At 65.9% G+C, this 24,950-nt stretch carries 23 protein-coding genes; 11 read left to right on the top strand and 12 right to left on the bottom strand.

All coding sequences use genetic code 11. The features are described 5' to 3' along the window. Window positions 1-34 precede the first annotated feature (34 nt). From ACQY78_RS00965 to ACQY78_RS00950, 4 genes are all read left to right on the top strand, one after another. On the top strand, window positions 35-1,123 hold the full coding sequence (locus ACQY78_RS00965; RefSeq protein ID WP_428681896.1) for a linear amide C-N hydrolase: 1,089 nt from the start codon (window positions 35-37) through the stop codon (window positions 1,121-1,123). Beyond that, window positions 1,044-2,033, top strand: a complete 990-nt coding sequence (locus ACQY78_RS00960) for an ROK family protein (protein ID WP_428681894.1) — start codon at window positions 1,044-1,046, stop codon at window positions 2,031-2,033. Before ACQY78_RS00965 ends, ACQY78_RS00960 begins: the two co-directional genes overlap by 80 nt. 239 nt (window positions 2,034-2,272) lie before the next feature. Beyond that, entirely contained in the window at window positions 2,273-4,450 is a 2,178-nt protein-coding gene (locus tag ACQY78_RS00955) for a mechanosensitive ion channel family protein (protein ID WP_428681892.1), read from the top strand. 92 nt (window positions 4,451-4,542) lie between these two features. Next, window positions 4,543-5,451, top strand: a complete 909-nt coding sequence (locus tag ACQY78_RS00950) for a hypothetical protein (protein ID WP_428681890.1) — start codon at window positions 4,543-4,545, stop codon at window positions 5,449-5,451. Between the two features lie 10 nt (window positions 5,452-5,461). On the opposite strand, the gene ACQY78_RS00945 is transcribed toward ACQY78_RS00950, so the two are convergent. Beyond that, complete coding sequence (locus ACQY78_RS00945; protein WP_428681888.1) at window positions 5,462-6,265, bottom strand: EipB family protein; 804 nt, start codon at window positions 6,263-6,265, stop codon at window positions 5,462-5,464. Then, entirely contained in the window at window positions 6,259-7,173 is a 915-nt protein-coding gene (locus ACQY78_RS00940) for an EipB family protein (protein WP_428681886.1), read from the bottom strand. The genes ACQY78_RS00945 and ACQY78_RS00940 overlap by 7 nt, the downstream gene beginning before the upstream one ends. A 58-nt stretch (window positions 7,174-7,231) precedes the next feature. Here ACQY78_RS00940 and ACQY78_RS00935 point away from each other — a divergent pair, with 58 nt between their 5' ends. Continuing rightward, window positions 7,232-8,209 (top strand): 2-hydroxyacid dehydrogenase, encoded by a 978-nt coding sequence (locus tag ACQY78_RS00935; RefSeq protein ID WP_428681884.1) that lies wholly within the window; start codon window positions 7,232-7,234, stop codon window positions 8,207-8,209. Here ACQY78_RS00935 and ACQY78_RS00930 read toward each other — a convergent pair. Together ACQY78_RS00930 and aspS are read right to left on the bottom strand one after the other, a co-directional pair. Beyond that, window positions 8,169-8,711: a hypothetical protein gene (locus tag ACQY78_RS00930; protein ID WP_428681882.1), complete on the bottom strand. Its 543-nt coding sequence runs from the start codon at window positions 8,709-8,711 to the stop codon at window positions 8,169-8,171. The genes ACQY78_RS00935 and ACQY78_RS00930 overlap by 41 nt on opposite strands. 82 nt (window positions 8,712-8,793) lie before the next feature. Then, the gene (gene aspS / locus ACQY78_RS00925; protein WP_428681880.1) at window positions 8,794-10,599 is read right to left on the bottom strand and encodes an aspartate--tRNA ligase; all 1,806 of its coding nucleotides are present in this window, start codon (window positions 10,597-10,599) and stop codon (window positions 8,794-8,796) included. Window positions 10,600-10,723: 124 nt separating this feature from the next. Between aspS and rnd the strand changes: the two genes are divergently transcribed. Further along, the gene (gene rnd, locus ACQY78_RS00920) at window positions 10,724-11,881 is read left to right on the top strand and encodes a ribonuclease D (protein ID WP_428681878.1); all 1,158 of its coding nucleotides are present in this window, start codon (window positions 10,724-10,726) and stop codon (window positions 11,879-11,881) included. A gap of 3 nt (window positions 11,882-11,884) precedes the next feature. On the opposite strand, the gene ACQY78_RS00915 is transcribed toward rnd, so the two are convergent. Then, window positions 11,885-13,390, bottom strand: a complete 1,506-nt coding sequence (locus ACQY78_RS00915) for an exopolyphosphatase (protein ID WP_428681876.1) — start codon at window positions 13,388-13,390, stop codon at window positions 11,885-11,887. 73 nt (window positions 13,391-13,463) lie between these two features. Further along, window positions 13,464-15,623 carry an RNA degradosome polyphosphate kinase gene (locus ACQY78_RS00910; RefSeq protein WP_428681874.1) on the bottom strand — a complete coding sequence of 720 codons (2,160 nt, stop codon included), beginning with the start codon at window positions 15,621-15,623 and terminating at the stop codon, window positions 13,464-13,466. Window positions 15,624-15,744: 121 nt separating this feature from the next. Here ACQY78_RS00910 and ACQY78_RS00905 point away from each other — a divergent pair, with 121 nt between their 5' ends. Further along, window positions 15,745-16,269, top strand: coding sequence for a SixA phosphatase family protein (locus ACQY78_RS00905; RefSeq protein ID WP_428681872.1), 525 nt, complete (start codon window positions 15,745-15,747; stop codon window positions 16,267-16,269). 4 nt (window positions 16,270-16,273) lie between these two features. Here ACQY78_RS00905 and ACQY78_RS00900 read toward each other — a convergent pair whose 3' ends face one another. Genes ACQY78_RS00900 through ACQY78_RS00880 form a run of 5 tightly spaced genes read right to left on the bottom strand, consistent with a single transcriptional unit; the run spans window position 16,274 to window position 20,380 of the window. Then, window positions 16,274-17,053, bottom strand: coding sequence for an SDR family oxidoreductase (locus tag ACQY78_RS00900; protein ID WP_428681870.1), 780 nt, complete (start codon window positions 17,051-17,053; stop codon window positions 16,274-16,276). A gap of 13 nt (window positions 17,054-17,066) precedes the next feature. Continuing rightward, complete coding sequence (locus ACQY78_RS00895; protein ID WP_428681868.1) at window positions 17,067-17,528, bottom strand: DUF2147 domain-containing protein; 462 nt, start codon at window positions 17,526-17,528, stop codon at window positions 17,067-17,069. Between the two features lie 13 nt (window positions 17,529-17,541). Then, the gene (locus ACQY78_RS00890; RefSeq protein WP_428681866.1) at window positions 17,542-18,225 is read right to left on the bottom strand and encodes a hypothetical protein; all 684 of its coding nucleotides are present in this window, start codon (window positions 18,223-18,225) and stop codon (window positions 17,542-17,544) included. A gap of 8 nt (window positions 18,226-18,233) precedes the next feature. Beyond that, a complete protein-coding gene (locus tag ACQY78_RS00885) occupies window positions 18,234-19,316 on the bottom strand; it encodes an AI-2E family transporter (RefSeq protein WP_428681864.1) in 1,083 nt (360 codons plus the stop codon). A gap of 23 nt (window positions 19,317-19,339) precedes the next feature. Next, window positions 19,340-20,380, bottom strand: a complete 1,041-nt coding sequence (locus tag ACQY78_RS00880; protein ID WP_428681862.1) for a DUF2066 domain-containing protein — start codon at window positions 20,378-20,380, stop codon at window positions 19,340-19,342. Between the two features lie 94 nt (window positions 20,381-20,474). On the opposite strand from ACQY78_RS00880, the gene purM reads away from it, so the two are divergent. Genes purM through ACQY78_RS00865 form a run of 3 tightly spaced genes read left to right on the top strand, consistent with a single transcriptional unit; the run spans window position 20,475 to window position 22,449 of the window. Then, window positions 20,475-21,566 carry a phosphoribosylformylglycinamidine cyclo-ligase gene (gene purM, locus ACQY78_RS00875; RefSeq protein WP_428681860.1) on the top strand — a complete coding sequence of 364 codons (1,092 nt, stop codon included), beginning with the start codon at window positions 20,475-20,477 and terminating at the stop codon, window positions 21,564-21,566. Then, window positions 21,554-22,204, top strand: a complete 651-nt coding sequence (purN, locus tag ACQY78_RS00870; protein ID WP_428681858.1) for a phosphoribosylglycinamide formyltransferase — start codon at window positions 21,554-21,556, stop codon at window positions 22,202-22,204. The genes purM and purN overlap by 13 nt, the downstream gene beginning before the upstream one ends. Window positions 22,205-22,245: 41 nt before the next feature. After that, the gene (locus ACQY78_RS00865; protein ID WP_298317426.1) at window positions 22,246-22,449 is read left to right on the top strand and encodes an aa3-type cytochrome c oxidase subunit IV; all 204 of its coding nucleotides are present in this window, start codon (window positions 22,246-22,248) and stop codon (window positions 22,447-22,449) included. Between the two features lie 74 nt (window positions 22,450-22,523). Here the strand turns inward: ACQY78_RS00865 and ndk are convergent, their stop codons facing one another. Further along, entirely contained in the window at window positions 22,524-22,946 is a 423-nt protein-coding gene (gene ndk, locus ACQY78_RS00860) for a nucleoside-diphosphate kinase (protein ID WP_428681856.1), read from the bottom strand. A gap of 125 nt (window positions 22,947-23,071) precedes the next feature. Between ndk and ACQY78_RS00855 the strand changes: the two genes are divergently transcribed. Continuing rightward, the gene (locus ACQY78_RS00855) at window positions 23,072-24,949 is read left to right on the top strand and encodes an ABC-F family ATP-binding cassette domain-containing protein (RefSeq protein ID WP_428681854.1); all 1,878 of its coding nucleotides are present in this window, start codon (window positions 23,072-23,074) and stop codon (window positions 24,947-24,949) included. The last annotated feature ends 1 nt before the right edge of the window (window position 24,950 follow it).

The raw sequence follows: 24,950 nt of genomic DNA, 5'->3' as shown, positions 1-24,950 counted from the left end.
ATTATATGGACACCTCAGCCCCGAAAGGAATTCCATGAAGTTGCGCCTGTCCAGGATTTCGACCTTCGCTCTCTCCTTGGGTCTCGTCGCTGCGGCGGGAACGGCTCTGGCCTGCACGCGCACGCTTTACGTGGCTCCCGACAACACCGTCATGACCGGCCGAAACATGGACTGGGCCGAGGACATGGGCTCGAACCTCTGGGCCTTCCCGGCCGGCATGGCACGCGACGGCGCGGCGGGGCCGCAATCCATCACCTGGACTTCCAAGTACGGCAGCGTCATCACCTCGAGCTATGAGGTCGGTACCGCCGACGGCATGAATGAAAAGGGCCTCGTGGCGAACCTGCTCTATCTGGCGGAGTCGGAGTATGCGAAGCCCCTGGCGGGCAAGCCCTATCTCTCGATTGCGGCGTGGGTTCAGTACGTGCTGGATAATTACGCCACCGTGTCTGAGACGGTCGAGGCGCTACAGAAGACGCCGTTTAATCTGCTTGCCCCCACTCTGCCCAATGGCAAGGCTTCCACTTTGCATCTCGCAATCTCCGACGCCACGGGCGATTCGGCGATCTTCGAATATGTCGGCGGCAAGCTTCAGGTCCATCACGGCAAGCAATACACGGTGATGACCAACTCGCCGATCTACGACCAGCAGCTCGCGCTGAATGAATACTGGAAGAGCATCGGTGGTCTCGTCTTCCTGCCGGGGACCAATCGCGCCGCCGACCGCTTCGCGCGGGCGTCGTTCCTCCTTGACGCGATCCCGCGGAAGGCTGACCCGTCCTACATCAAGAGCGTCCCCCAGCAGTCGTTCTCCAATCAGGCCGTCGCAAGCGTCATGGGCGTGATGCGCTCGGTCAGCGTGCCTCTCGGCATCACGACTCCGGACCAGCCCAACATCTCGTCGACGATCTGGCGCACCGTGTCCGATCAGAAGAATCTGGTTTATTTCTTCGATTCGGCTACGCGTCCGAACACTTTCTGGGTCTCCTTCTCCAAGCTCGATCTCAAGCCGGGTGCTCCGGTGAAGAAACTCACCATCCAGGATGGCGAAGTTTTCTCCGGCGAGACGGCCGCCGCGTTCAAGGCGGCCGAGCCCTTCAAGTTCCTACCGGCAACGCCCTGACGCGATGCGGATAGGCATTGATCTCGGCGGAACGAAGATCGAAGGCCTCGTCCTCGACGATGATGGCTCGGAGCGCGCACGCCTGCGCGCACCGACGCCCCGTGAAAGCTACGAGGCGACGGTTGCAGCCGTCGTTTCCGTGGTGCGTGACCTCGAGCGTGAGGTGGGCGCCCGCTGCCGGATCGGCATCGGGCATCCCGGCGCCATCTCGCCCGCCACGGGTCTCGTGAAGAATGCCAATTCGACCCGGCTCAACGGCCACCCTCTCGACATCGACCTGAAAAAGGCCCTCGATCGCGAGGATGTGCGGCTTTCGAACGACGCGAACTGCTTTGCCGTTTCCGAAGCCGCAGACGGTGCCGGTGCCGGTAGTGCAGTTGTTTTCGGCGTCATCCTGGGGACGGGAGTCGGTGGCGGTATCGTCATAGATGGAAAGCCGCTCATCGGTGCCCATGCCATTGCCGGCGAATGGGGCCATAACGCCCTGCCCCTGCCGCGCGACGACGAGCGGCCCGGCCCTGCCTGCTACTGCGGCAGACGGGGCTGCATCGAATCCTGGCTGAGCGGCCCCGCCTTCCAGAAGCAGTTCACACAGGCGTCCAGCCGCGATCTGCGTGCCACCGCCATCGCCGAGGCCGCCGCGTCTGGCGATGCCGTCGCGTCGGACTGCCTCGAAAACTACTGTGATCGTCTGGCAAGGGCGCTCGCCAGCGTCATCAATCTGCTCGACCCGGACGTCATCGTCCTCGGCGGCGGACTTTCCAAGATCGCGCAGCTCTACGGGCGTGTGCCCGAACTTTGGAAAGACTACGTCTTCTCCGAGCGCGACAGTATTGCCACGAGACTTATGCCGCCCCGGCACGGTGATTCGAGCGGCGTGCGCGGCGCCGCTTGGCTCTGGCCGCTCTAGCTTCCTCTTGGATGCCGGGAGACGCGTCGCGACGCGCCTCTTGTTAGCTTCATCCAAAAGGAAATTTTACTGCAATAATGCAACCCTAATGTTATGTAGCTAACCTAAATTGTAATTGATTTCCTTTGCCGCGTGAGACTTGCATGTTCCTGTTGCGTTCTGGTGGAATAGCCTTGGCCGCTCTGATCGGCTGTTGCACTTTTGCAAGTGCCCAAACGCCCGCCTCGCCTCCGCCGGGAATGACGCAGGAGCAGTTCAACAGCCTCGTAGATGCGATCAGCGATTCGGTGACGGAGAAGCTAAAGGCCGAAGGTGTAACGACCACTCCGGCGGCAGCGCCTGCTGCGGCGCCGGCGCCCGCTGCCAGCAAGTCCAAGTCGAGCAAGGGCCCGCCTCCCGGTCCCAAGGTAGTCGTGACTTCGATCAAGGATCGACCAGACGAGTTCGGCATCTTCCTTGAAATGGCCAGCCACCTGCCGGCCGCCCTGCCCGTGCTCGGGGCTAAGATCGCGAGTATTCCCAGCCTGCTCGACCGCAGCGCCCTCGGCGGCCGCGGAGCATCGACCTTCCTGCTCCTGCTCGGAGCCGTCGCAGTCGCCGCGCTCGCCGCGGAGGCCGTCCTGCGACTTCTGACGCACAGCCTTCGGACCCGGCTGTCGAGCGATGCCGGCCCTGAATTCGGACTTCGTTCGCTGGCGCATGTCTCAGCCCTGGCCCTTTTCGACGGACTCGGCGTCCTTGCCGTCTGGGTCATCTGCCATGGCGCCGTCGGTGCCTGGTTCACCGGTTCGACCGGACAGGACAAACTAGCAGCGGCGGTGCTGACGGGGATCTTCTCCTGGCGTCTCTACATGCTGGTGTTTCGCATCATCCTGCAGCCGAACCTGAAGGCAGCGCGTCTCTGCGACGTCCTCGACCAGGACGCCCGCGGGATGTACCTCCGAATCGCGGCTGTCATGCTCGTGATCATCCTCGGCCGCATCCTCGGCCAGGTCCTGATAGCAATCGGCACCCCCCACGAAGCAATGATTGCCTATCAGGTCGTCGGTGCCGTGGCTTATGTCTGTGCCTTCCTCTGGCTGGTCCTGCGATCCCGCGAGGCCGCGCGTCAATGGTTCGTCGGCCTCGGCACGCTCGCGCCGGTGATCGGCGCCATCGGGCGCAAGTGGGTGCCCCTTGCCACGGCCTTCTTTCTGGCGCTCGGCGCCACGCAGATCTATGGGGCCATCGCGGAACGGGCGCACGTCGCCAGCGCCATGCTGCTGACGCTCACCATCGTGGTCGGCATCCTGATCTTCGAGACCCTCATGCAGGCCGTCGTGCGCCGGCTCGACTCGCTGATCGCGAGTCACAAGGCGGGCAGAACGACGACCACCCTGCCCGACATCGTGGCGCGCTGCGTCCGGGTTGCCGTCATCATCGCCGCCGCGGTGGCGATCGCCCAAGGCTGGGTCGTCGAAGTGTTCGCCCTCGCGAGCGAAGACGAATGGGCCCAACTAACGACCTCCTCGCGCACCGCGGGCTTCACCCTGTTCTTCGCCTTCGTGCTGTGGGAACTGCTCAAGTTCGTGACCGACCCCTACATGGGTCAGAAGAACAAGAGCGCGGCCCAGGCCATCGCCGACGGAGACGCGGCGGCCTCACCCGCCTCGCGCATCAGCACCATGATGCCGCTGCTGCGCAGGAGCGCGGCGGTCCTGATCGCCCTGGTGGCGGTCATGATCGCGCTGGACGATTTCGGCGTGAACATCACGCCGCTGATCGCCGGCGCGTCGGTGTTCGGAATCGCCATCTCGTTCGGCAGCCAGACTTTGGTGAAGGATATCGTGTCGGGCATCTTCTACCTGACCGATGATGCTTTCCGCGTCGGCGAGTACATCGACTGCGGCAAAGCCAAGGGTACGGTCGAGGGCTTCACCTTGCGCTCGATCAAGCTGCGCCACCAGAACGGACAGGTGCATACGATCCCGTTCGGCCAGCTCGGCCAGATCACCAACTTCAGCCGCGACTGGATCACCACGAAGTTCAACCTGCGCTTTGCCCGCGACACGGACATCGAGAAGCTGCGGAAGGCGGCGAAGAAGATCGGAGCCGACATGATGGAGATACCGGCCATCAAGTCCGATATTCTGGCGCCCTTCAAGATGCAGGGCGTGGCCGACATCACCGACAACGCCCTGCTGGTCCGCTTCAAGTTCACCGCCAAGCCGGGCAATCCGGCGGCAATCCAGCGCGAAGCCATCAAGCGCATGTTCAATACCCTGCCGACCCTCGGGATCGAGTTCGCCAAGGAAGGCGCTGCGGTGGTGCTCCACACGACGACCGCCAGCGTCAACCCGGGCCAGGTCACCCCGTCGGCGTCCGACACGCCCGTCGACACAATGGCCGCGGACATGCCGAAGGCTGCCGCAAGCTGAGGTGATCGCAGGGGCGGTATCCACGCCGGAAAAGCACCGAGGCAGAGAGGCCGGCCCCAGTCGGTTGGCCCCTTTCAGAGAAAGTGGCTCGCATGAACACTGAAACAGAGAACCGCCCGGTTCCGGTACGCCGCCGGTGGCCCGCCGCCATGGCGCTGGCCGGCGCGCTCTTCGGACTGCTGCCTTCAGGCGGGGCGCAGGCCGAAGAAGCAGAAGCCGACGGGTGGCGCTTCAACGCCACCGCCTATGGCTGGCTGACGAGCGTAAGCGGAAACGTGACGGCCAAAGGCCAGACCCTCGACATCAACGCCGGCTTCTTCGACATCATCAACAACAGCAGTTCGGTGGCAGCCTTCAACGGCTACCTGGAAGCCGGCAAGGGACCGGTCAGCGTCTATGGCGATCTCGTCTGGTCGAGCCTCGGTTTCTCCAAGTCCGCGGCACGCTACCGCAATCCGCTGCCGCAGCTCACCGTCTCCGGCGTCGCCAACGCCCAGGCCAGCTATACGATGACCATCGTCGAGGTGGGCGGGCTCTATGAACTCAAGCGCTGGGCTTCCAGCGAGGGCTCCTTCACGGCGTTGGATGGGCTACTCGGCTTCCGATACTGGAACAATTCCATCACCGCCAACCTCGGCGCGACGATCACTGCCGATCTCTACAACATGGGCTTCGAGCGATCGTTCGGGCTGGCGACCGCCCGCTCCGGCACTCTCGACTGGGTCGATCCGGTCGTGGGCCTGCGCCTGCGTCACCAGTTTGCACCGGGTCAGAACGCCTTCATTCGTGGCGATGTCGGCGGGTTCGGCTTGGGCAGCGTCTTCGCCTGGCAGGCCATCGCGGCCTACACCTACTCCTGGCAGCGTCAGGGCTACGCCCTGGGCGCCACCCTGGGCTATCGCGCCCTCTCGACGAGCTATACGACCGGCTCGGGCCTCGATACCCAAGGCGTCGACCTGATCCTGCACGGTCCGCTCATCGGCTTCAGCGTCCGCTTCTAGGGTTCCGGGGCTACTTGCACTCGGGCTTGGGGAGCGCTTCGAGCCGCGTAATTCGATACTCGATGCCGCCCTCGCCCTGCTCGTGGGTGCCGTAGAGTTCGATGCCGTTGTCGAGTGTGACGCTGCTCATCTCGAAGGCCGGTTCGCCCTGGCCCTTGGCGTCGGTGTCGAAGAACCCGGCGCGGTAGTAGATGCGGGTGCGGCCGTCGACCAGCTCCTCGGCCCCCTCCGGGATCTTCACGTCGGCCAGCCGCCGCGGCACCTTGCCGATGACGGCATTGACCTGCTGCGGCGGCTTCACCTTGTCGCCGAAGAAGAACGGCGCATCGATGCCGTTCTCGCCGGCCTTGGCGGCGCGAATGGTTGCGCGCGCGATCGCCACCGGGAACAGCGTTCCGGCAGGCAGGGCAACCGTCTGGTTCGGAGGATCGCTGAAACGCGCCTCTCCCGTGCCATCGTCAGACATGGTCGCCTCACCCTTCAGCAGACTGGTCTGCTTGCCGCCCGTGACGGAGCGATGCTCGAAGGTCAGCTTCCTTCCATCCTTGCTCTCGGTCATTTGCGTCTGCTGCTCGCTCACCACCGCGGAGCGCTGGCCGGCGGTCTCCAGGCGAAGACGCTGGTAAATCACGTAGCCGTCACACGTGAGCTTCAGTTCGTAGGCGTAGGTGCCGGGCGTGTTGCCGGTCGGCTTGCCGTTCTCGATCGCGGTGACATCGTAAACGGCCCGATGAGGAACCATCTCCTGCGCCGTCGCCGGAGCCGCGAAGAGGAGAAGACCGGCAACAGGCACAAGCAGGGGACGGATCAGCATCGTGGCCTCGGCAGGGCTTGAAGTTGAACGAGACGGGAATCCACGGCGAAGTCACCGTAGTCCAACAGCATCGAGCGGGCGATGCCGTTCCCCAGCAAGTCGAGGGCCAATTCGTACTCCGGATGGGCACCCTGGTCACCGGTGGCGAAGAAGGCGAACCGCACGCTCCATGCGGGTTGGTTGCGAAGCAGCGCCACGTCCCCGCGCACCACCGGCGCGCCGGTCTGCCGCGGCGGTCTGCCGATCACCGCATTCACCTGGAAGGCCCCGTCGAGACGCGCTCCGTCGAACACCAGATAGGACGCCGACTTGTCGCCGTCGCGGGCGTGGCGAAGGATCAGTGCGAGATGCGTCGTCGGGAACAGGGTTCCGGCGGGAAGCTCGAAGCTCCGCGCCTCCGGAAGCGTGAAACTCGCCCGCCCCTTGGCCCCCGGTGCATCGAGATCGGCATTGCCTCGCAACTCCTCCTCGACTTCGTTGTCCTGGATATTGCGGACGCTGAACCGCAACGAGAGGCCGTCCTTGGTCTCGTAGCTCGTGAAGCTCGAATCGGTCGTGAACTCGTCCCCATCGTTGCGCAGGAACGTCAGCTTGATGCGCTGCTTGACCTCCCAGCCTTCGCAGGCCTCGACGGTCTCCAGCACCATGCGCCCGTTCACCTCCACGATCCCGCTGTTGGGGCGTGCCACCGACAATTTCATGTCGTACGTCGCACGATGCGGCACGAGCGGCTGCTCCGCCTGTTGCGCCCGGGCGCCGCTTATCCACAGGCCCAGCAGCAGCAGAACGGCGACGGCAGCGAGGACGACCGCTGTTTGGACGCGAGGACGGCGAATACTATACGTGGTCAACTGACGATGGCTTGAGAGGCTAGGCCTTGTAGCCGGACGGACAAGCGTAATATCCATGCGCGCGGAATACCAGAATGATCGCCTGCGTCAGGGCTGCACAGGGAGGATATCGTCAATGAGCAAAGCCAAGCCCCGGGTTATCGCCACCCGGCACTTCCCGCCTGAGGTCGAAGCCCGTCTTGCGGCAAATTTTGACGCGCAGCTCAACCCGGAGGACCGGCTCTATGACGGCCCGGCGCTCGCCCAAGCTTCGGCAGGCTTCGACGGCATCATGTGCGCCGCCGGCGACGCGCTGAATGCCGCAACAATCGCCGCCCTGCCCGCCTCGGTGCGCATGATCGCCACCTTCTCGGTCGGGTACGAGCATGTCGACGTGGCAGCCGCAGCCAAGCGCAACATCGTGGTCAGCAACACGCCCGACGTGCTCACCGACGCAACCGCGGACATCACGATGCTCTGTCTGCTGGGGGCAGCCCGCCGGGCGCACGAAGGCGCAGCCATGCTGCGGACCCACAACTGGGTTGGCTGGACGCCGACGCAGCTCATGGGCACCCACGTTACGGGCAAGAGACTGGGTATCCTCGGCATGGGGCGCATTGGACAGGCGACGGCCGATCGCGCCCGCGCCTTCCGGATGCAGATCCACTATTCCAACCGCAGCCGGCTGGCGCCCGACCTCGAGAAGGGCGCGGTGTTCCACGCCAATCCCGACGACATGCTGCCCTATTGCGACTTCCTGTCGATCAACGCCCCGATGACGCCTGCGACGGCCAAATGGGTGAATGCCGAACGTATCGCCAAGCTTCCCAAGGGCGCGATCGTGGTGAACACGGCACGCGGCGGCGTCGTGGACGATGAGGCCCTGATCGCCGCCCTGAAGAGCGGTCACCTCGCCTCGGCCGGCCTCGATGTGTTCGACGGTGAGCCGCGGATAAATCAGGGCTACTACGGGCTCGAGAACGCGTTCCTGCTGCCGCACATGGGTTCGGCCACGGTCGAGACCCGCAATGCGATGGGCTTCAAGGCGCTCGACAATCTCGAGGCCTTCCTGCTCAGGGGGCAGATGCCGCCGGACCTCGTAAAGGCTTCTTAGCCGAGCGCTGAACCGTCCTGGCCTTCTTGGATTTGGGCGTGACTGCCGGTGCGGCCGTCGCCGGCGCGGCCGGTTCGACGGTCGCCGTCATAGGCCCTTCCGCTGCGGGCGGCGTTGGCGGGGGCGGTGTGGTCTTGTAGGCCGCAGCATCCCAGCTCACGGCCGGCGCGTCTGGTGCCGGGCGGAGCGGCGCGGAATATTCGACGCCGCTCTCCGAGACCGAGCGCTGGGGCTGGGTATAGTCGGTGTTATAGGGGTCCTTGCCGTCGACGCGGGCCGTGCAGATCTGCCGGCCCCTGAAGATGCGCCACATCGCGCAATCCTGCTTGGTCACGACCGAGTAGACGTGGTCGGTCGACGTCTTGTCCGAGGCTGCAAGCATGCCTCCATCGGCCGCGTAGCTCGCCGCCGAAACGGCGACGGGCACACCACAGGCACTTGTCAGAAGAGCCATTCCCACCACCATCGGCAGCAGGAACCAGGAGAGCTGAAATGAGCTCATAATCTTCTTTATAAAAAGACTTTAACTCATTGATCGTACTGAACCTTGCCCGTTCAGTCAATTTGCACTCTTCCTGCCTGAGCTAGTCCTTTTTGGGCGGCGGGAGGCGCAGCCCGATATGCAGCTCGCGCAGCTTCTCGGACGGCACCTCGGCCGGGGCATCCATCATCAGGTCGACGGCCGACTGATTCATCGGGAAGGTGATGATCTCGCGGATGTTCGGCTCGTCGGCCAGCAGCATGACGATGCGGTCGACGCCCGGAGCCGCGCCGCCGTGCGGCGGGGCGCCGAACTTGAATGCGTTCAGCATGCCGCCGAAGCGCGCCTCGACCTCTTCGTTGCTGTAGCCCGCAATGCCGAACGCCTTGTACATGATGTCCGGCTTGTGGTTCCGGATCGCGCCCGAGCACAGTTCGATGCCGTTGCAGACGATGTCGTACTGCCAGGCCTTGATGGTGAGCGGGTCCTGCGTCTCCAGTGCCTCAAGACCGCCCTGCGGCATCGAGAACGGGTTATGGCTGAAGTCGATCTTCTTCAGCTTGTCGTCGTACTCGAACATCGGGAAATCGACGACCCAGCAGAGCGCGAACTCGTCCTCGGCGATCACGCCCAGTTCCTGCCCGATCTTGGTCCGCGCCTGGCCGGCGAACTTCCACGCGGTGTCGGCCTGGTCCGCCACGAAGAACAGCGAATCGCCGTCCTCGGCGCCCGTCAGTTCCTTCAGTTTCGCCAACCGCTCGTCGGCGACGAACTTGGCGATCGGCCCCTTCCCCGCGCCGTTTTCCAGCGTGATGTAGCCGAGGCCGGGCTTACCCTCGCCTTGCGCCCAGCTGTTCAGCTTGTCGAAGAAGCTGCGCGGCTGGCTGGCGGCCTTGGGCGCCCGGATCGCACGGACCACGCCGCCCTTGGCGACGATACCGGCAAACACCTTGAAGTCGGAGCCGGCGAAGACCTCGCCCACCTCGAAGATGCGCAGCGGGTTGCGCAGGTCGGGCTTGTCCGTTCCGAAGCTCAGAAGTGCCTCGGCGAAGGGAATGCGCGGGAACGGGAAGGCCGAAACCTTGCGCGGCGTCTCGCGGTTGAACGACGCGAACTCCTGGAAGACGCCGCCCAGCACAGGCTCGATCGCCTCGAACACGTCGTCCTGGGTGACGAAGCTCATCTCGAAATCGAGCTGGTAGAACTCGCCCGGCGAGCGGTCGGCGCGGGCATCCTCGTCGCGAAAACAGGGAGCGATCTGGAAGTAGCGGTCGAAGCCCGACACCATCAGGAGCTGCTTGAACATCTGCGGCGCCTGCGGCAGCGCGTAGAACTTCCCGGGATGGAGCCGGCTCGGCACCAGGTAGGAGCGCGCGCCCTCGGGGCTGTCGGCTGTCAGGATCGGCGTCTGGAACTCCGTGAAGCCCTGGTCGATCATCCGCCGGCGCAGGCTCGCGATCACCTGGCTGCGCAGAATGATGTTCTTGTGCAGCTTTTCCTTGCGCAGGTCGAGGAAGCGGTACTTGAGCCGCAGCTCCTCCGGCGTGGTGTCGTTTTCCTGGTAGACCGGGATCGGCAGCGGATCGGCCATGGACTGCACGATCAGGTCGGCGGCATCGAGTTCGACGGCGCCGGTCGCCAGCCTGGCGTTCACGGTCGAGGCCTCGCGGGCCACCACCTTGCCCGACACCGTGATCACGCTTTCGGTGCGAACGGCCTCGGCGGCCTTGAAGACCGGGCTCGACACGTCCACCACCACCTGGGTCACGCCATAGTGGTCGCGCAGGTCGATGAACAGCAGGTTGCCATGGTCGCGCTTGCGCTGCACCCAGCCTGACAGACGGGCCTGCTGGCCGACATGCTCGGGCCGCAGCTGGCCGCACGTATGGGTTCGGTAGACTGAAGACATTACGTTTTTCCGGGTTTGGAGGCCCGGCAAAAGGCACCGAAAGCCGAGGCAAGTCAAGGGAATGGCCGGTTCCCGCTCACGACAACTTTGCCGGAGGCGCCGCGGGGTCTATAGATCGTCCCTAATGAAGCTCATCACCACGACTGACGAGTTGGCGGCATTCTGCAAGCCCCTCGCCGATACCGAGTTTGTCGCCGTCGACACCGAGTTCATGCGTGAGCGGACCTATTGGCCCAAGCTCTGCCTGGCCCAGGTCGCCGGCCCCGACGACGCGGCCGCGATCGACACGCTGGCCGAGGGCATCGATCTCGCCCCGCTGGACGAGCTGATGCTCAACCCCAAGGTCCTAAAGGTCTTCCATGCGGCCCGCCAGGACTTGGAAATCTTCTATTTGCGCCTCCAGAAGGTGCCGGGACCGCTGTTCGACACCCAGGTCGCCGCCATGGTCTGCGGCCACGGCGAAGCCGCCTCCTACGAATCGCTTGCGACGCGTCTTGCCAAGGCCAAGATCGACAAGTCGAGCCGGTTCACCGACTGGAGCCGCCGGCCGCTCAGCGAGCGCCAGATCACCTACGCGCTCTCGGACGTCACCCATCTGCGGGTCGTCTACGAGAAGCTGAAGAAGCAGCTCGACAAGACCGGCCGACTGTCCTGGATCTCCGAGGAGATGGCGATCCTGAACGATCCCGCCATCTATCGAGCCGATCCCGAGCAGGCCTGGCGCCGGCTGAAGCCCCGTGGGGCCTCCCCGCGTGTCATGGCGATATTGAAGGAGGTCGCGGCGTGGCGCGAGCGGACGGCGCAGCGCATCGACATTCCCCGCCAGCGCCTCGTACGAGACGAGCAGTTGCTGGAGATCGCGGCCCATGCGCCGAAGTCGATTGAGGAACTCGCGGCGACGCGCGGCCTCGGCCGGGGCTTCGCAGAAGGCTGGCAGGGCCGGGAACTGATGGAAGCCATCGAACGCGCCCGGGCGCTGCCCGAGTCGGAACTGCCGGTCCGCGACAAGGCACCCGAACAGATCCGGGCGCCCGGAGCCATCGTCGACCTCCTGCGCACGCTGCTGCGGCTGAAGGCGGAACAGGCCGGCGTGGCGGGTCGCCTGGTGGCCAGTGCCGACGAGCTGGACCGTCTGGCCGCCGGCCAACGCGACATCGCGGCGCTCAAGGGCTGGCGGCAGGAAGTGTTCGGGTCGGACGCTGTAGACTTGATCGAGGGCCGGCTGGCGCTGGCGCTGAACGGCGACCAGCCGAAACTCGTCCAGCTGACGCCGTCGTCCTGACCCCTAGGCGGTCACGATCATCGGCTTGAGTTCGAAGGCCTGGGCGGCGGTCTCGAGCCGCCGCGCTGTGACGTCTCCCAGGCTCCTCTTGAGGGCGGTCGGCACCAGCAGCCGCAGCTCCCGCTCCGTCCGGCGAAGCTGCAGCTGTGGCAGCAGGCCGGGAGCGCCGCCGCTCAGATTGTAGGCCAGCCGCAGGCAGGCGCCGAGACGCCGGGCGAAGCTGCGGCCCTTGCTGTCGGTCAGGCGCAACGCCGTGTCGATCATCGCCGCCTTGGGGTCGCTCTTGTAGCGATAGGTGAGCGTCATCGCGAGGACGGCGCGCTCGCGGTGGCTCATCCCCGGCGCCGGCAGGTGCAGTACGCGGAAATAGGCCTGGTCGGCGCGATAGTCGGGATGGTCGTCCCACGAGATGTCGCTGAGGTGGCAGGCGGCCGTGCGCAGGATCCGTTCGCTCTCGCTCTCGCCGGCAAAAGCCGGCGACAGCCAGTCGAAGATTTCTTGCGGCGAGAGATCGAAGCGGTGCCAGCTCTCGCCCTGCTCCTCGGCGAAGGCAATCAGCGGATGACGGGCCCGCTCCTGCTCGCTCAGCCGCGAATAATAGAAACCCTCGCGCAGGCCAAAGGCCGAGAAGACGACGGTTTTCGGTTTCAGAACCGCCAGCAACCTGTCGAGCGCCAGGCAGGCGAGCGGCAGCGTGTCGACCCGGCGACGCGAGACGCCGGGCATCTTTTCCAGCGACTTGGGACTTTGCACGGCGATCAGCCGGGCCACCGCCCGCGCCTCGTCGGCCGGGATTTCGTACTGATGGATGATGTGCAGCGGGTAGCCCGCCTGCTCCATGTGCAGACGGGCAAAAGCGCGCCATGCCCCGCCGACCGCATAGAAGGTCTTGCCCGGCTCCTCGCGCAGCCAGCGCACGCCCTCGATCGCATCGACGATGGCCTTGCGGGGGTCGCCCTTGCCCGAGGACATGAGGCGCAGAGGTCCCACTGGCAGTGTGGTCGAAGAGCCGAGACGCCCCTGGGAGAGCGACGCCAGTTCGAGACTGCCGCCCCCCAGATCGCCCATGACGCCCTCGGCACCGGGCATGCCGCACATCACGCCGTAGCCCGAGTAGCGCGCCTCGTCCTGGCCGCTCACCGTATGAGCGACGATGCCCGGACGACTCGCCAGCTCCCGCATGAAATCGGCGCCATCAGCCGCGTCGCGCACGGCGGCGGTGGCAAGCAAGTCCAGCGACGTGACCTTCATGTTGTGCGCCAGCGTCGCAAAGCGGTCGATGTTGGCCAGCGCCATCTCGACGCCTTCGGGATTGAGGCGCCCGGTGGCGTCGAGGCCACGCGCCAGACCGCACAGCACCTTCTCGTTGAAGACCGGCAACGGCGCACGGCTCGCGCGCTCGTAGACGACGAGTCGGATCGAATTCGAGCCGACGTCGATGATGCCAACGCGACCCTTGTGGAGAGAGTCGCGCGAGGCGGTGGCGCCCGTGGTCGGATGGCCGTCCATGCGCGCTCCCTCTAGCCGAAACCGGGACGGATTACAGCGCCGCCATGGGCGCGACCCGACGCCGCTGGCCCGTTCAGGAGCTCAGCACCAGTCGCGGCACCGCACCGCTCAGCTTCAGCGCGCTCCCGCGCCCGGAGAGCGATGGATTCGTCATGAAGTAGTGATGCGCGATGAAGGGTTCCTTGCCGGTCTGCGGGCGGTGATAGTTACCGTCCTGTGACATCAGCCAGCTCTGGCCGTCGTCCTTCAGGTTGGCCACCATGATCTGGTCGAGGACCTGTTCACGCACGGTCTGGTTCTCGACCGGGCACAGCAGTTCGACGCGACGGTCGAGGTTGCGCGGCATCCAGTCGGCGGAGGACAGGAAGACCTTGGCATCCATCGACGGCAACGACCGGCCGTTGCCGAAGCAGATGATGCGCGCATGCTCCAGGAAACGCCCGACCATGCTCTTGACGCGGATATGCTCGCTGAGCCCCTGAACGCCGGGCCTGAGGCAGCAGATGCCGCGCACGACCAGATCGATCTGCACACCGGCGTTCGATGCCGCGTAGAGGCGATCGATCAACGCACCATCGACCAGCGAGTTGAGCTTGGCCCAGATCGCTGCCGGTTTGCCCGCCTTGGCGTTGGCGATCTCGGCGTCGATGAGGCTGTAGAGGGTCGGCCGCAACGTCACCGGCGCAAACGCGATCTTCTCCATCTGCTCGGGCCGTGCGTAGCCGGTCATGTAGTTGAACAGGCGCGCCGCGTCGCGGCACATCGCGGGATCGCAGGTGAAGAACGACAGGTCGGTGTAGATGCGCGCGGTGATCGGGTGATAGTTGCCCGTGCCGAAATGCACATAGGTGCGGATCGACTGCGCCTCGCGACGGACCACCATCGACACCTTGGCGTGCGTCTTGAGGTCGATGAAGCCATAGACCACCTGCACACCCGCGCGCTCGAGATCGCGCGCCCAGCGGATGTTGGCCTCCTCGTCGAAGCGCGCCTTGAGCTCGACCAGCGCCGAAACCGTCTTGCCCGCCTCGGCCGCTGCGATCAGTTCCTTGACGATCGGCGAATCGGCGCTCGTTCGGTAGAGCGTCTGCTTAATCGCCACGACCGCGGGATCGCGCGCCGCCTGGCGCAGGAACTGCACCACGACGTCGAAACTTTCGTAGGGATGGTGGACGACGATGTCCTTGGCACGGATCGCGGCAAAGCAGTCACCGCCGAAATCGCGGATGCGCTCGGGAAAGCGCGCATTGTAGGGCGCGAACTTGAGGTCGGCCCGGTCGTCGATGATCACCGCCTTCACGTCGCCGATGTTCAGCATGCGGTCGAGGTGGAAGACATGGACGGTCTGGGTCTGCTCTGGAATCTCGAGCTGGTCGAACAGGAAGTCGCGCAGCTCGGCGGGCATGGCACTGTTGACCGAGATGGAGATCAGGTCGCCCCGGCGGCGGCGCTTCAGCGCGCTCTCGTAGAGCAGGACGAGGTCCTCGGCCTCCTCGTTGATCTCGACGTCGCTGTCGCGGATCACACGGAAGAAGGCCCGTTCGATCACTTCGTAACCGGGGAACAGGCGCGGCAGGTAGATGTCGATCAGATCCTCGAGCGGCAGGAAGCGGATCTCCGGGCCCGGCAGGCGCACGAAGCGGTCGACCTGCGGCGGCAACGGCAGCAAGGCCATCAGCGGACGGCGATCGTCACGCCGCTGCAGCTTAAGAATGGCCGAGAAGCCGCCATTGGGAATGAAGGGAAACGGATGCGCCGGGTCGATCGCCAGCGGCGTGAGGATCGGGAAGACCTGGTCGATGAAATAGGTATCGAGCCAGCTCCGCTCCGCCTCCGTGAGTTCACCCGCGTCCAGCACGGCGATACCCGCTTCGCGCAGATCGTCCTGCAGCGACGCCCAGACATCCTGTTGATGGGCCATCAGGGCCGAGGCGCGTTCGCGGATCGCCACGAGTTGTTCCGCCGGCGTCATGCCATCATCGCTCAGCATCGTCGACCGTGTCTGCAGCATGTCGACCAGACCCGCGACCCGGACCATGTAGAACTCGTCGAGGTTCGCCGCCGAGATCGACAGGAAGCGCACCCGTTCCAGCAGCGGATGGCGCGTGTTGGTCGCCTCCTCCAGCACGCGGGTGTTGAAAGCCAGCCACGACAGTTCACGATTGATGAAGCGTCGGGGGCTATCGGGTGGTATTTCGAGCGAAGCCGGATCGGCGGAGTTGAGCGCGTCCATGTGGACCCCTGCGGGGGCACTCTCCCTGAAATTATGCACAGGAACGGTAGCGTCTCCACATGACCCTGTCATGGCATTTAACTAAACCATTGTTCCTGTTGGATTTATTGGAATGACGGGCGTGAAGAACATTCTCCTCCTGCGCCACGCAAAATCCGCCTGGAACACGCCGCAGCAGAGCGATCACGATCGGCCCCTCAACGATCGCGGCGAGCGCGCGGCCCAATCGATGGCCGACCACATCGCCGCCAAGGCGCCGCGCCCCGGGCTGATCCTGTGTTCCACGGCAGCCCGGACGCGCCAGACGCTGGCGCCGCTCGTGAAGAGCCTCGGCAGTCCCACGCCGCCGATCTCGCTCGAGAAGCAGCTCTACCTCGCCTCCGAGAGCGAACTCCTGGAGCGCCTGCAGGCCCTCTCGGACGACGTCGAGACCGTCATGCTGATCGGTCACAACGAAGGTATCGGCGAACTCGCGGTCGCTCTGGCGGGACTGGGCCCGCCGGAGGCACTGCAACGCCTGCAGGACAAATATCCCACGGGCACGCTCGCCCTGCTCACTCTTCCGCAAGGCCCCTGGAGCGCCCTGGCTCCGGGAACCTGCGAGCTTCTGGCCTTCGTCCGGCCGCGCGATCTCGACCCGCGCTGACCCGTCAGTAGGTACCGGGATACTGGCCGCCATCCATCAGGATGTTCTGGCCGGTCATGTAGCCCGCGTGAACGCTGCACAGGAACGCGCACATCATGCCGAACTCCTCGGCCGTGCCGAAGCGGCCGGCGGGATGCGCCTTGGCGCCGGCCGCGTACTCTTCCTCGAAGCTGCGCCCCGCCTTTGCCGCACGCGCCTTGGTCGTGTCGCGCAGACGGTCGGTGTCGAAGGGTCCCGGCAGCAGGCCGTTGATCGTCACGCCGTGACGGATCGTCGTGCGCGCGACGCCGGCCACGAAGCCCGTGAGGCCCGACCGCGCGCCGTTGCTGAGGCCCAGAATGTCGATCGGCGCCTTCACCGAGCTCGAGGTGATGTTCACGATGCGCCCGAAGCCGCGCTTCATCATGCCGTCGACGCTCGCCTTGATGAACTCGATGGGCGTCAGCATGTTGGCGTCGAGCGCCTTGATCCAGTCCTCACGGTTCCAGTCCCGGAAGTTGCCCGGCGGCGGGCCGCCGGCATTGTTTACGATGATGTCGGGTTCGGGACAGGCCGCCAGGACCTGCTTGCGGCCCTCCTCGGTCGTGACGTCGACGGCGACCGCCGTGACGTTCACGCCGTACTTCGTCCTGATCTCTTCCGCCGTCGCGTCGAGCTCCGACTTGGTGCGCGCGTTGATCACCAGATCGACGCCCTCGCCCGCCAGCGCCATCGCGCAGCCCTTGCCCAATCCCTTGCTCGCCGCGCAGACGATGGCCTTGCGGCCCTTGATGCCCATGTCCATTTGCGTTTCCTCTCTAGTTCACACGTGTCCAGAACTGTGTCTTGCCGAACATCGGCGTCCCGACGAAACCGCGCAGGCGCAGCCTGCCGTCCGGTTGGAGGCTGATGTTGGCGCTGTAGGTCTTGCCGTCCTCGCCGTTGTAGACCTTGCCGTCCTCGTAGGTGTTGGGTTCGGCGGCCTTCTTGAATCCCCAGATCAGCGGCATGCCGATCACCTTGCGGGTGCGCAGTGCCGGGTTCTCGTTGCGATAGTCGGTGGCGGCATCGGGAGCGACGGCAGCTCCATCCGGGCCCCTCGGATCGATCAGGTTCACGACGAAGCCGCAGAGGGGTCCCGCCGCGGCATCCGGGCAGGGGCCGATCTTGATCTGGGCAACGCCCGACTCCGAGAGCCAGGTTCCCATTACCGTCCCCTGCTGCGCCGATGCCACCGAGGCCAGAAGGCTGAGCGCGCAAACCGCGAGGATCGTCTTCATGGCTTCTTCCTTCTCACGAAGCGCCGGCGAGATCCGCCAGCACGTCCATCGCCAGGCGGCGATCTATTTCGCGCCGCTCTATCAAGGCTCGCCGATCGAGCCCGGCCACGACACGCCGTGCCGCATCGGCCGATCGCTCCATGTGCGAGACGAGATACTGCACGACGCCCGCGCCCGCGTGCAATTGCCTGTCCGCCAATTGCTTCAGGATGATCGATCCCAGCAGCTCGTCATCCGGCGGCGCGACCGCCACGGCCGGTGCGGCACGCAGCCGCGAGGCGAGGTCGGGCAACGCGATCGACCAGCGGGCGGGCGGTTCACCGGAGAGCAGCAGCATGTGGCCGCCGCGCTCGCGCACGAGATTGTACAGGTGGAACAGACCACGCTCTGGCGCCTGCTCCGCCGCCTCGATCAGGATTGCGGGCGAGGCCGCCGCGAGATCCGTGAGATCGGCGACGCTCTTGCCCTCCAGATCGCGGCCGGCCATCACGGTCGCACCGCTGCGAGCCGCCCAGATGCGCCCAAGATGGGTCTTGCCGCAGCCGGTCGGGCCGCTCAGCGACAAGGCCGGTGCCGGCCAGTCCGGCCAGCGGTCGATCCACGCCAGCGCCTCGCGGTTTCCATCGGCCACGACGAAATCTTCCCGGGCGTAGGTCGGCGGTGGCAGGGCCAGGTCCAGGGTGAGCTGGTTTGCCATGGGCCGGCTCAACTGGGCGCGCTGCCGCGATAGAGTTCACTCTCGCGATAGCGGGCGATGAAGTGGCGCGCGACCACGCCGAGGATCGCCGCAACCGGAACGGCGATCAGCACCCCGGTGAAGCCGAACAGCGAGCCGCCGGCCAACAGCGCGAACATGATCCAGACCGGATGCAGCCCGACGCGATCGCCGACCAGCTTGGGCGAAAGGAAATTGCCCTCCAGCATCTGGCCGACCACGAACACCGCACCGACCTTGACGACACCGATCCAGTCCGGCGGGAACTGCGCCAGCGCCATGCCGAGCGCCATCACCCCGCCCACGAACGTGCCGACGAAGGGCACGAAGGAAATGGCACCGGCGATGAGCCCGATGACGAGGCCGAACTGCAGTCCCACCAGCGTGAGGCCGATGCCGTAGAACGTCCCCAGGGCCAGGCAGACCAGGGCCTGGCCCCGCACGAAACCGGCGATGGCGGCATTGGATTCGGCGGTAAGCTTTCGGATCGTGTCGGCGTGCTCGAGCGGAAGGGCGCCGTCGATTGCCGCCAACAGCTTCTCCCAGTCCCGCAGCATGTAGAACGTGACCACGGGCGTGATGAAGAGCAGGCCGAGCAGGTTGATGACCGCCACGCCGCGCTTGGCGAGCGCGCCTGCGACCCCTCCCGCGACGGCCAGCCCCTTCCCCGCCCACTGCGTCGCCTCGGACTGCAGGTCGTGCAGGCTGAGCGGCTCGAGGCCGAGCCTGATACGCAGCGGTTCGAGCAGCGGCTGGATGCGGCCAAGCGCCTTCACGATGTATTCGGGCGCGCTGGTGATCAGCGACTGGATCTGCCCGAACAGCGGCGGCAGGATCGCCATCACCACGCCCACGCCCACCAGCACGGCCACGATCGTCACGACCGTGGTGGCCATCGCCCGCGACAAGCCGGCGCGCTGCAGTCGCACCACCACCGGGTCGAGGAAGTAGGCCACGACCATGCCGACGACGAACGGCAGCAGGATGTCGCTGAGCAGCCACAGGAGCACCAGGAAGATCGCGGCTGCCCCGACCCAGAAGATCCAGCGCCCCGTCGTGAGGGTTTGCCCCATCCGTCAGACTCCCTGATGCGCGTCTAACGCGCTTGCAACTGCCACTGCCCCGCCTCCAGGGAGAGGCTCAGGCCCGCTTGGGAAAGCGTGCGCTGCAACTCTTCTGGCGAGCCGAAAAACTCGAGTCTCAGTTCTGCACGGTCCGACTCGAGCGACTTCACCGTCATGGATTTCACGGCCGGGATCGCCCCGAGCCGTTGCCTCACCTGCACCCAGTCGCCGAGCGCGCGGATCGGAACGACGACATCCAGGGAATCCTGCGAATCGCGCCGCACCGTGCCGATGCTGCGCCAGTCCTGGTCGGCCTTGGCATGGATTGCCTTCACCGCCGCCGGCAGGTCGGCCGCGCTGGCGACCGGCATGGGCGGAATCTCGCTGCGGGCACCCGTCTGGGTGTCGTAGCGCATGCCGCGCACCGTGAGCCCGCCGCTGGCCTTGTCGCCCTCGACGGTGGCCACGATGATCGTGGGCGCCCGATAGCGCTCGTTCAGTCGGGCCAGCGCGGACACGTCGCCGACATAGGCCTGCTCGGCCGAGAGCACGCCCTGGTCGGTCGGGTCACCGCGCAGCAGGGTGACCGGGACTGCGCTGCCGGCCGTGTCGAGCTGCTGCCAGGCCTCGCGCCAGGCGTTGCGGTCGTTGAGCGACTCCAACCCGGCGGGACCCTTCCACAGCGGGATCACCAGCGCCGGCCGCGACACGGTCTCGACAATCTTTGCGCCCGCCCCACTCAGGTACGATTTCACGGCATCGGGCACGAAGACCACGTTCAAGGTGGCGCTGTAGCGGCCGGGCGCCGGACGCTCACGGACGAATTCGATGCCGCGCACCATGTTCTCGAGCTGGGCATCGTCGATCTGCGGCAACCGTGCACGATCTTCCGCGGGCACCAGCCGGTTCACGAGAAGGCCGAACGCCTTGCGCCGCGCCTCGCGGATTCCCTGTGCCCTTGCCTGCACGGCATCCGCCCCGCTCACGTCGACGTCGACCCCCGTCACGTCATACCCGGTACCCCCGGGAGACTGCGCCAGGACGACATTTGCGGCGAGGACCGCCAGGAGCACGGCAGCTATCGTGGAAAAGACGCGGCCTATCGGCATTGCGGGGGTCCGGTTTTTGGCTATGTTCGCGCACCGTATTAGCATGAATGAGCCCGGCTTGAAGCCTGACGCCCCCGGCCACAATCGGCCCCCCCTCACCTACAAGGACGCCGGCGTCGACATCGACGCGGGCGACAACCTCGTCGAGCACATCAAGCCGTTGGCGAAGAGCACCAACCGTCCCGGCGTGATGGGCGGATTGGGCGGCTTCGGCGGCCTGTTCGACCTCAAGGCCGCCGGGTTCACCGATCCGATCCTGGTGTCCGGCACCGACGGCGTCGGCACCAAGCTCAAGGTCGCCATCGAAGCGGCGGTCCCCGACACGGTCGGCATCGACCTCGTGGCGATGTGCGTCAACGACATCGTGGTGCAGGGCGCCGAGCCGCTGTTCTTCCTCGACTACTATGCCAGCGGCCGACTCGACGTCGATGTCGGACGCCGCCTCGTCGCCGGCATCGCCGAAGGCTGCCGCCGTGCCGGCTGCGCCCTCGTGGGTGGCGAGACCGCGGAGATGCCTGGCATGTATGCCGACGGCGACTACGATCTCGCGGGCTTCACCGTTGGCGCGGCCGAGCGAAACGCCCTGCTGCCCCGCACCGATATCGCCCCCGGCGACGTCGTCCTCGGCCTCGCGTCGAGCGGCCCGCACTCCAACGGCTATTCGCTGGTGCGCCGTATCGTCGAGCGCAGCGGCCTCAAATACAGCGACCGCGCGCCCTTCGCCGAAGCGACGCTGGGCGAGGCCCTGCTCGAGCCGACGCGCATCTATGTGAAGCAGCTCCTGCAGGTGATCCGGGCCACGGGCGCCATCAAGGGGCTCGCCCACATCACCGGCGGCGGCCTGCCCGGCAACGTCCCGCGCTGCCTGCCGGACGGGACGCGTGCCCGCCTCGACGCCCGCCAGTGGACGCCGCCGCGCGTCTTCCAGTGGCTGCGCGAGGTTGGCCAGGTGCCGACCGACGACATGCTGCGCACCTTCAACTGCGGCCTGGGCATGATCGTGGTCGTGGCGAAGGACGATGCCGCTCGCGTCGCCCATGCGCTGACCGAGACCGGCGAGACGGTGAGCGAGATCGGCGTGATCGAGAAGGCGCCGACCGACGAGGCCGACTGCGTCGTCGACCATGCCGAGAGCCTATGGCGAAGCTGAGGGTCGGAGTTCTCATCTCCGGCCGCGGCAGTAACCTGGCGGCACTGATCGACGCCGCGAAGGCCGCCGACTATCCCGCAGAGATCTGCTGCGTCGTGAGCAACAGGGAAGCGGCGCCGGGCTTAGCGATCGCCGCCGCAGCCGGCATCCCGACCGCCGCGGTCTCCCACCGCGACCATCCCGACCGCGAGACCTTCGACCGCGCCGTCTCGGCAACCCTGGAGCGCCATGGGGTCGAACTGGTCGTGCTGGCCGGTTTCATGCGCATTTTCAGCCCGTGGTTTCCCGCCCGCTGGGCAGACCGGCTGATCAACATCCACCCGTCCCTTTTGCCGGCCTTCAAGGGCCTTCATGTGCAGCGCCAGGCGCTGGAGGCCGGCGTCCGCGTGAGCGGCTGCACCGCCCATCTGGTGACGCCGGATCTCGATTCGGGGCCGATCATCGCGCAGGCGGCGGTGCCGGTGCTGGCGGGCGACACCGAGGAGACGCTCTCGGCGCGCATCCTGCGCCAGGAACATCGCCTCTATCCGCTGGTGGTGCGCTGGTTCGGCGAGGGCCGGATCGCGATCGACGGCGACAGGATCACCGTTGCAGGCGTGGCCTGCGACGCCACGCTCCTCTTTTCCCGAGAAACCTAGTCCGATATAAGATCGCCAACGATTTCAAGCGGGGATGAGATATGGCTGAAGCAAAGGATGACTTTCCGGCTCACGCGGCGACCTACGCGTCGTTCAGCAAGCTGGTGACGTTCACGCTCCTCTGGATCATCGTTCTTCTGGTGTCCATGGCCCTCGGCCTGATCGCGCACCTGCCGCTGCTCGGCCTCGTGCTGGGCATCGGCGGTTCGATCGCTCTCCTGATCGGCTTTGCCATCCTGGACTGACGTCTGGAGCAAGCACCCCAAAAGAAAAGCGGCCCCTTCGGGCCGCTTTTTTTGTTTCGGTGGCGCGTGCCGCGTCAGCCGACGATCTCGGAACCCGCGAAGAAGTAGGCGATCTCGATGGCCGCGTTCTCGAGCGAGTCCGAGCCGTGCACAGAGTTGGCTTCGATCGACTCGGCGAAGTCCTTGCGGATCGTGCCAGCATCGGCGTTGGCCGGGTTGGTGGCGCCCATGATCTCGCGGTTCTTCGCGACGGCGTTCTCGCCTTCGAGGACCTGCACCACGACCGGGCCGGAGGTCATGAACGTGCAGAGTTCGCCGAAGAACGGGCGGGCCTTGTGGACGCCGTAGAACTGCTCGGCCTGCTGGCGGCTCATCTGGATGCGCTTCTGGGCGACGATGCGCAGGCCCTTCTCCTCGAAGCGGGCGTTGATCTTGCCGGTGAGGTTCCGGCGAGTGGCGTCCGGCTTGAGAATCGAGAAAGTACGTTCGACGGCCATGAATTCCCTCTTGGAGGCAGTGATTTCAATGCTTGGGCGCGCCTTATAGACGCGGGGTTGGGACCGGGCAAGCGTGCCCAATGAGCTTGGTTTGCGGCCAAAGCGCATGGTAAACGGCGCCGCCCATGCTCCACATCAGTGATATCTCCTTCCGCCACGGCGAGCGGGTACTGTTCGACCGCGCCTCCGCGGCCTTCTCCGACGGCTGGAAGGTCGGCCTGGTCGGCCGCAACGGCGCCGGAAAGTCGACGCTGCTGCGCCTCATCCAGCGCCAGATCGAGGCCGACAGCGGCGAGATCAACCTGATGGGCCGCACCCGCGTCGGTTCAGTCCCGCAGGACCCGCCCGGCGGCGACATCAAGGTGCTGGACGCCGTGCTCGCGGCCGACGTGGAGCGCAGCGCGCTGCTGGCCGAGGATGCGACCTGCCAGGATGGCGTGCGCCTGGCCGAGATCCACGCCCGGCTCGAGGAAATCGGCGCGGCCGCTGCACCTTCCCGCGCGGCCTCGATCCTCAACGGCCTCGGCTTCGACAACGAGAAACAGTCCCGCCCCTGCGGCGAGTTCTCCGGCGGCTGGCGCATGCGCGTGGCCCTGGCCGGAACTTTGTTCAGCAGCCCGGACCTCCTCATCCTCGACGAGCCGTCGAACCACCTCGACGTCGAGGCGATGATCTGGCTCACCGAGTATCTGAAGCGCTTCCGCAACACCGTCCTGATGGTGAGCCACGACCGCGACCTGCTGAACGACGTGTGCGATCACATCGTGCACATCGACCAGCAGAAGCTCGTCGCCTACACCGGCAACTACGACTTCTTCGAGCGCACGCGCGCCGAGCGCCTTGCCAACGATGCCGCGCAACAGGCCAAGGTCGCCGCGCAGCGCAAGCACATGCAGGCCTTCGTCGACCGCTTCAAGGCCAAGGCCAGCAAGGCGCGCCAGGCCCAGTCGCGCATGAAGATGATCGAGAAGCTCGGGCCCGTCGCCTCGGTGCCGATCGACGAGCGCATCTCGTTCAACTTCCCCTCGCCCGAGATTCTGGCCTCGCCGATCGAGACGCTCGACGACGTGTCCGTCGGCTATCCCGACGGGCCGCTGGTGCTGCGCAACCTCGACCTGCGCATCGATATGGAAGACCGCATCGCGCTGCTCGGCCAGAACGGCAACGGCAAGTCGACCTTCATCCGCCTGCTCTCACAGCGGCTCGAGCCACGCGAAGGCCAGCTGAAGAAGACGCCGAAGCTCCGGGTCGGCTACTTCTCGCAGGACCAGGAGGAAGGTCTCGACTTCGAGGCGACACCGTTCGACCACATGGCCCGTGCGCTCGGGCCCGGCGCCGGCGAGGCCAAGGTGCGCGCCCAGCTCGGCCGCTTCGGCTTCTCGCGCGACCGCGCCAACCTCAAGGTCGGCGTCATGTCGGGGGGCGAGAAGACCCGCCTGCTGCTGGCGCTCGCCACGCGCACCGCGCCGCACATCTTGCTGCTCGACGAGCCGACCAACCATCTCGACATGGACGCGCGCGCCTCGCTGGTCGACGCCATCAACGACTTCGAGGGCGCGGTCGTGCTGGTGAGCCACGACACGCATCTGGTGAAGATGGTTGCGGACGCGCTGTGGGTGGTCCAGGGCGGAACGGTGAAGGCCTTCGATGGCGACATCGACGAGTACCAGGCCAAGCTCCTGAAGGAGCGCGGCGCACGCCCGCCGAAGGCCGAGAAGCCGGCCGATGCCGGCAGCAAGAAGGACCAGCGCAAGGCAGCCGCGGACAATCGCAGCAACAAGGCGCCGCTCAAGAAGGCCGTCGACAGCGCCGAGAAGATGCTGGCGCGTCTCACGGAACAGTTGGACGGTGTCCTGGCCAAGCTCGCCGATCCGGCGATCTATGCCGGCCCTGGCAGCGTCGTGACCGACCTGCAGAAGGAAAAGGCCCGTCTTGAGCGTGAGGTCGGAAACGCCGAAAAGCGCTGGCTGTCCGCCCAGGAAGCCCTGGAAGCCGCCGCCTGAC

Origin of the sequence: Reyranella sp. (assembly GCF_965279625.1) — a bacterium.
GTDB lineage: Bacteria > Pseudomonadota > Alphaproteobacteria > Reyranellales > Reyranellaceae > Reyranella.
Note: the sequence above shows the minus strand (reverse complement) of the source record. Positions and strands in the feature narration are given on the sequence as shown.

Coding starts and splice junctions, on each gene's coding strand:
- ACQY78_RS00960 (WP_428681894.1), top strand. CDS start 1,044: ATGGCGAAGTTTTCTCCGGCGAGACGGCCGCCGCGTTCAAGGCGGCCG.
- ACQY78_RS00955 (WP_428681892.1), top strand. CDS start 2,273: ATGACGCAGGAGCAGTTCAACAGCCTCGTAGATGCGATCAGCGATTCG.
- ACQY78_RS00950 (WP_428681890.1), top strand. CDS start 4,543: ATGAACACTGAAACAGAGAACCGCCCGGTTCCGGTACGCCGCCGGTGG.
- ACQY78_RS00895 (WP_428681868.1), bottom strand. CDS start 17,528: ATGAAGACGATCCTCGCGGTTTGCGCGCTCAGCCTTCTGGCCTCGGTG.
- ACQY78_RS00965 (WP_428681896.1), top strand. CDS start 35: ATGAAGTTGCGCCTGTCCAGGATTTCGACCTTCGCTCTCTCCTTGGGT.
- ACQY78_RS00935 (WP_428681884.1), top strand. CDS start 7,232: ATGAGCAAAGCCAAGCCCCGGGTTATCGCCACCCGGCACTTCCCGCCT.
- ACQY78_RS00910 (WP_428681874.1), bottom strand. CDS start 15,623: ATGGACGCGCTCAACTCCGCCGATCCGGCTTCGCTCGAAATACCACCC.
- ACQY78_RS00855 (WP_428681854.1), top strand. CDS start 23,072: ATGCTCCACATCAGTGATATCTCCTTCCGCCACGGCGAGCGGGTACTG.
- ACQY78_RS00945 (WP_428681888.1), bottom strand. CDS start 6,265: ATGCTGATCCGTCCCCTGCTTGTGCCTGTTGCCGGTCTTCTCCTCTTC.
- ACQY78_RS00890 (WP_428681866.1), bottom strand. CDS start 18,225: ATGGCAAACCAGCTCACCCTGGACCTGGCCCTGCCACCGCCGACCTAC.
- ACQY78_RS00865 (WP_298317426.1), top strand. CDS start 22,246: ATGGCTGAAGCAAAGGATGACTTTCCGGCTCACGCGGCGACCTACGCG.
- ndk (WP_428681856.1), bottom strand. CDS start 22,946: ATGGCCGTCGAACGTACTTTCTCGATTCTCAAGCCGGACGCCACTCGC.
- ACQY78_RS00900 (WP_428681870.1), bottom strand. CDS start 17,053: ATGGACATGGGCATCAAGGGCCGCAAGGCCATCGTCTGCGCGGCGAGC.
- ACQY78_RS00930 (WP_428681882.1), bottom strand. CDS start 8,711: ATGAGCTCATTTCAGCTCTCCTGGTTCCTGCTGCCGATGGTGGTGGGA.
- rnd (WP_428681878.1), top strand. CDS start 10,724: ATGAAGCTCATCACCACGACTGACGAGTTGGCGGCATTCTGCAAGCCC.
- ACQY78_RS00885 (WP_428681864.1), bottom strand. CDS start 19,316: ATGGGGCAAACCCTCACGACGGGGCGCTGGATCTTCTGGGTCGGGGCA.
- ACQY78_RS00915 (WP_428681876.1), bottom strand. CDS start 13,390: ATGGACGGCCATCCGACCACGGGCGCCACCGCCTCGCGCGACTCTCTC.
- purN (WP_428681858.1), top strand. CDS start 21,554: ATGGCGAAGCTGAGGGTCGGAGTTCTCATCTCCGGCCGCGGCAGTAAC.
- ACQY78_RS00940 (WP_428681886.1), bottom strand. CDS start 7,173: ATGGATATTACGCTTGTCCGTCCGGCTACAAGGCCTAGCCTCTCAAGC.
- aspS (WP_428681880.1), bottom strand. CDS start 10,599: ATGTCTTCAGTCTACCGAACCCATACGTGCGGCCAGCTGCGGCCCGAG.